Source organism: uncultured Lactobacillus sp. (assembly GCF_902491705.1).
In the GTDB taxonomy this organism is placed as follows: Bacteria; Bacillota; Bacilli; order Lactobacillales; family Lactobacillaceae; genus Lactobacillus.
In genome coordinates this window covers 1-4,616 of the sequence record NZ_CABUIW010000089.1, presented here as the reverse complement: position 1 = coordinate 4,616, position 4,616 = coordinate 1, and the positions used below count along the sequence as shown (strand labels likewise).

General features: G+C 34.8%; 6 protein-coding genes and 1 tRNA gene. 6 read left to right on the top strand and 1 reads right to left on the bottom strand.

Translation table 11 applies throughout. The annotated features are described in order from the left end of the window. The first annotated feature begins 394 nt into the window (after positions 1–394). Complete coding sequence (locus RDN22_RS10945; protein ID WP_278558737.1) at positions 395–1,237, top strand: metallophosphoesterase; 843 nt, start codon at positions 395–397, stop codon at positions 1,235–1,237. Between the two features lie 85 nt (positions 1,238–1,322). On the opposite strand, the gene RDN22_RS10940 is transcribed toward RDN22_RS10945, so the two are convergent. Continuing rightward, entirely contained in the window at positions 1,323–1,958 is a 636-nt protein-coding gene (locus RDN22_RS10940) for a deoxynucleoside kinase (RefSeq protein ID WP_278558736.1), read from the bottom strand. Between the two features lie 213 nt (positions 1,959–2,171). On the opposite strand from RDN22_RS10940, the gene RDN22_RS10935 reads away from it, so the two are divergent. The 5 genes from RDN22_RS10935 (at position 2,172) to RDN22_RS10915 (ending at position 4,574) form a co-directional block, all read left to right on the top strand. Then, a complete protein-coding gene (locus RDN22_RS10935; RefSeq protein ID WP_278558735.1) occupies positions 2,172–2,780 on the top strand; it encodes a hypothetical protein in 609 nt (202 codons plus the stop codon). A 54-nt stretch (positions 2,781–2,834) separates the two neighbouring features. Next, positions 2,835–3,062: a hypothetical protein gene (locus tag RDN22_RS10930; protein WP_040531362.1), complete on the top strand. Its 228-nt coding sequence runs from the start codon at positions 2,835–2,837 to the stop codon at positions 3,060–3,062. Beyond that, on the top strand, positions 3,059–3,733 hold the full coding sequence (locus tag RDN22_RS10925; protein WP_278558734.1) for a CPBP family intramembrane glutamic endopeptidase: 675 nt from the start codon (positions 3,059–3,061) through the stop codon (positions 3,731–3,733). Before RDN22_RS10930 ends, RDN22_RS10925 begins: the two co-directional genes overlap by 4 nt. Before the next feature lie 484 nt (positions 3,734–4,217). Beyond that, positions 4,218–4,430, top strand: coding sequence for a hypothetical protein (locus RDN22_RS10920; protein WP_308558121.1), 213 nt, complete (start codon positions 4,218–4,220; stop codon positions 4,428–4,430). Positions 4,431–4,490: 60 nt separating this feature from the next. Beyond that, a tRNA-Leu gene (locus tag RDN22_RS10915) sits at positions 4,491–4,574 on the top strand. The last annotated feature ends 42 nt before the right edge of the window (positions 4,575–4,616 follow it).

Below are 4,616 nucleotides of genomic sequence, written 5' to 3'. Positions count from 1 at the left end.
GGCTTTCCCTTTTTCAATTTAATTTAGAAATTTACACAAAATATTTTACACTCCCAAAATTCTAGTTCGATATTTAATAAAAGCACCGTGCCTTTGCTCTTTCGGTATTAATTTGTCAGCTGGTGCGCTTGGTAGTAACCAATTAACCATAGCTAACCCTTCTTTCAAATGAATTAACTCACTTGTGTTTAAATGAGTCAGCCTTAGAATAGAAAATAAAGAAAGCGCTGTCAATTTTGCTATTAAATTATATAAAAAAATTCATAAATCAGCTTTTGATTTACTATTTGTGCAAACGATTGCCTAAAAATTTTAGTTAAATTTACTAAATTGAATCTAAATCTGGATTAATTATACTGAAATTGTAATAATAAATTGAAAAGTGATGATAAGTATGGAACGACGAATTGCAATTATTGCGGATATTCATGGCAATTATACGGCTCTAAAAGCAGTTCAAAATGATATTAGAAAACAGAATGTAAATGAATGTTGGTTTCTAGGTGACCTATTCATGCCGGGACCGGGAGCAACAGATATTTGGGAGATATTAGAATCATTAAATCCATCAATTTGTCTTCGGGGAAACTGGGATGATGATTTAGTGCAAGCCTATTATGGTCAGCATTCTTACGATGATGAGACAAAAATTATGATTTCCCGGATTGGCGAATATATTGGTGCCCAGGTTGGCTCTAGAATTATTAATCAAATCAGTGAATGGCCGATAACGGCCGATACACAGGTTGGTGCATTGCATATTACTTTAAGCCATAATCTTCCTAAAAATAATGCTGGACAAGGATTGTTTCCAACTAACGATCAACAACAAATGGATCAAATTATGCCTTCGCCTGGAAATTATGATGTTGGTATTTATGCTCACGTACACCACCAATTATATCGGTATACTAGTCAAGAACAGTTAATTCTCAATCCTGGCTCTGTTGGTGAACCTTATGATGGGTGGAATGTTCACCAGAGTAATCTTCGTGCTCGTTATCTATTACTCACAATTGACGATGAAGGGATCGCTGATCTTGATTATCGTAGAGTTAAGTGGGATCACGAAAGCGAGCGGAGACGAGCTTTTGATGCAGATTTGCCGTACAAGGAAATGTATTTACGTCATTTAGAAAATGGTCGAAATTTTATTCATGACCAACCATTCTTAGCTCAAATTAATCATAAACATAATTATTTACAGGATGTTATTCATTATTCCAGTAAACATTAGATACAAAAATAGCTTAACCCAAGTTAATTCACTGAATGGATCAACTTTAGCTAAGCTATCGCTATACTAATTAATAAAGCTTTTACTAGTTACGAATATCTTTTAATCGGTCATCAATCATACTAAGAACAGTTTTGACATTTTGTGGATTTTCTAGATCGTACTTTTCTAGATCGATTTTCATCTTTGGACTGGCATTATAATCACGATACCAATCCTTATAAGCATTCCACATCTTGTAATAGTAATCCTTTAATTCAGGGTTCTTATCAACTTGTTCATAATCCCGACCACGCTTTTTAATGCGATAAAGAATTGTTTCAAAATCTGTTTCAGAATAAACCATTAAGTCAGGAGCTTTTTTTGGTAGCCGATTAAGATCAGCCATCATGTTATCTAATAGTTTAAGGTAGACCTCTAATTCTGTATCGCTAATGTTTCCTTCTGCATTATTCTCACGAGTGAATAATGCATCTTCATAGATAGAACGATCTAAAACATTGTTATCATCGGATAATGCTTGTTTGATCATTGAAAATCGTTTGTTAAGAAAATAGATTTGCAATAAGAATCCGTATTGCTTTGGATTTGCATAATAAAGTGGTAATACTGGATTTTCACCAACCGGTTCATAGTAAGCTTTTGTATTTAAATGTTCTGCAATTTTACCAGTTAAGGTAGTTTTGCCGACCCCAATCATTCCTGCAGTAATTATCACCATAACGGCCCCTCTTTACTATAATTTTAAACACAAGCACTATCTTACTACAAAATATTGTGGATTCCCATTTAATTTTTGATATATTTTGTATGAAGGGATAACTACTTATCAGTTTATACCTACTTAATAATTGAATTTTCCTTACGATTCTTGGTAGACTATTTTTTGTAAATTTTTGTTTGATTAATCAAACGACAATTAGGAGGCAAATACTTGAGAGAATCAGATAAGCAGGATGTTAAAATTCAATTAACCATTGCTAAACAGCAGGGAAAATTGATTGAAGTACATAATATCAAAAATGATGATTATTTTAACGTTGGCTTTGTAGTGGGTATTGATAATTATTTTTGCCTGATGATCAGTATTGATTGGGATGGAAAAATTAACGGTTTAATTGCAATTCGCCTCGATAGCATTATTACCGTCAACGATCAAACCGACTACCTAACAACTGTTTCTGAAAAAACTAAGGTAGCTCATGAACACCACTATTTCGATATTTGGCAAGTGCAACAGTTTATTGATGAACATCCAGAAATAACAAGCGGGAACATCCTCATGAACATATTAAAAGACTCTGCTGACAATGAATTGCCGGTGGTTATTGGAACAAAACAATACCAGGGGATGGACGACTTTTCGGGAATGCTCCACGATTTAAATGAGATTACGTTAAATCTCCACTATTTTAACGAGAAAGATCTGTCTTCAATGTGGAGTTATGATATTCTTATCTCACAGATCGATTATGTCCGTTCTCGTGGAACGCAAATGGCAACAACCAAGCAAATTTTGGAAGATGTTTTCCATCAGGATTAGGATGCAATGTAACTGAGAGGTACTTTTTGGACAAGATGATGGAGGATTTAAAGAGTGAAAGCAGAATTAATCTTAAAAGTAGTATTACCCCCATTAATTATTTTTGCAATTTTAGTAGCATTAACGATTAGTAAAGTAATTTCTGGCTGGTCGATGTATATTTTATGGATTTTAGGATTTGTAGTTGCAAACTTAATGGTAACGAAGGTAACCGCAAAATGGAGTTACCAGCGACGAAAACAAAAACGCCTTCAAGAACAAAAGAAGGGGCAACAAAAATGAGTGAAATTTTTTCTCTTATTAAACGTTGTTGTTTAATGGCAGCCTTTTTCTTGTGTATAGAATTACCACCGATTGCAATGCAAATTGCTAATCGAAGCAACAGGGTAACCATTAAGACTATTGGGTTAGTTTTCCTTTTTCTTCTATTATTCGGTTTTATTATCCTATGGTCTCGACAAACATATCACCGCTATAACCAACTACCAATTAGAAAGAGAATTAACTGGAAATTAATTCTTGGTGGGTACCTGTTTATTTTAATAGGGGAATTTATTCTTGGTGTACTGAATGTTTTAATCTACCACCAGACAGAAACAGCAAATAATCAAAGTCTAATGGCGATATTGGGCCATAACCCATTAGTAACAATTGTATTTGCAATTTCAGCGGTGGTTTTGACTCCGATAGCGGAAGAGCTGATTTTTCGTGGGGTATTAATGAATCTTTTCTTTAAGCCCAATACTTTCTGGCCAAAGGTAATTTTGTCGGGGATCGTTTTTTCTGCTGGGCATGTTAGCACGAATATTATTAGTTTTCTCTTGTATTGTATGTTGGGGATGACTTTAGCATACGTTTACCGGAAAAGTGAGGATATTCGGAACTCAATGTTATTACACGGTTTAAATAATTTAGTCGCAATATTATTAATGCTATCACAAGTATTTAATTAATCCTTGAAAGCAGTTACTAAAGGTGGTATATTATTGGTGAGGAAGGATAAAGAGACGATGTTAAAACATTAAGTCTCCCGTTCTAATAGAGTCGAAGGAAGTTAAGGAGTAGACTAGAAGCAACGTAAGAGTAACCGGAAAGATCTTGATTTAAATTGTGGTTACCAGGGTGCACTATTTGAACGGTAACGAATAAAAGCGACTTTGCGGAAGATGAGAATCAAAAGTTTGTATTTAGTAATAAAGTTCCAGTGCAAAGTGGCAGGATTCCTTCCGTAGATATTATGAGGAAGCGGCCAACAGAAACTAATAGGTTGCCCCTCATAAACACAAATGTGGCTTTAACGTTTAGAATTGCTGAGCGTTAAAGCCTTTTTGTTAGTTTGGTATAATAAATAAGGGGGTGAATGAAATATTCCTTTCAACAGAAGATTATCCACAGGCGCATAAAGTCCTGGGAGTTGTTAATGCGACAGCTCATTTAATGCTACCAAGTGATGCGATTGACTCATTTGAATCTTTGGACCAGCTATTTAGCGAGGTTCAGCAGAAATTACGCGAACGAGCAGCTGAAAAGAAAGCTGATGGAATTGTCGGAGTTCGTTTTAATACCAATGTAGCTAACGTTCAGGTTGCCCCCAAGTTCCTAGTTTTAACTGGTTATGGGACAATGATTCAATTTATTAAAGGTAAATAGGACTTGTAATTCAATAAAATTCCAGTATAATAAGATTGTTGTTATTTCATTAATAACGATGCCCCAGTGGCGGAATTGGCAGACGCGCAACGTTCAGGTCGTTGTATGGGTTTCCATGTACAGGTTCGAATCCTGTTTGGGGCATTTTTTAAGAATTGTAGAGAGTTGTGAAGAATAGTAAAATCA

Coding starts and splice junctions, on each gene's coding strand:
- RDN22_RS10925 (WP_278558734.1), top strand. CDS start 3,059: ATGAGTGAAATTTTTTCTCTTATTAAACGTTGTTGTTTAATGGCAGCC.
- RDN22_RS10920 (WP_308558121.1), top strand. CDS start 4,218: ATGCTACCAAGTGATGCGATTGACTCATTTGAATCTTTGGACCAGCTA.
- RDN22_RS10940 (WP_278558736.1), bottom strand. CDS start 1,958: ATGGTGATAATTACTGCAGGAATGATTGGGGTCGGCAAAACTACCTTA.
- RDN22_RS10945 (WP_278558737.1), top strand. CDS start 395: ATGGAACGACGAATTGCAATTATTGCGGATATTCATGGCAATTATACG.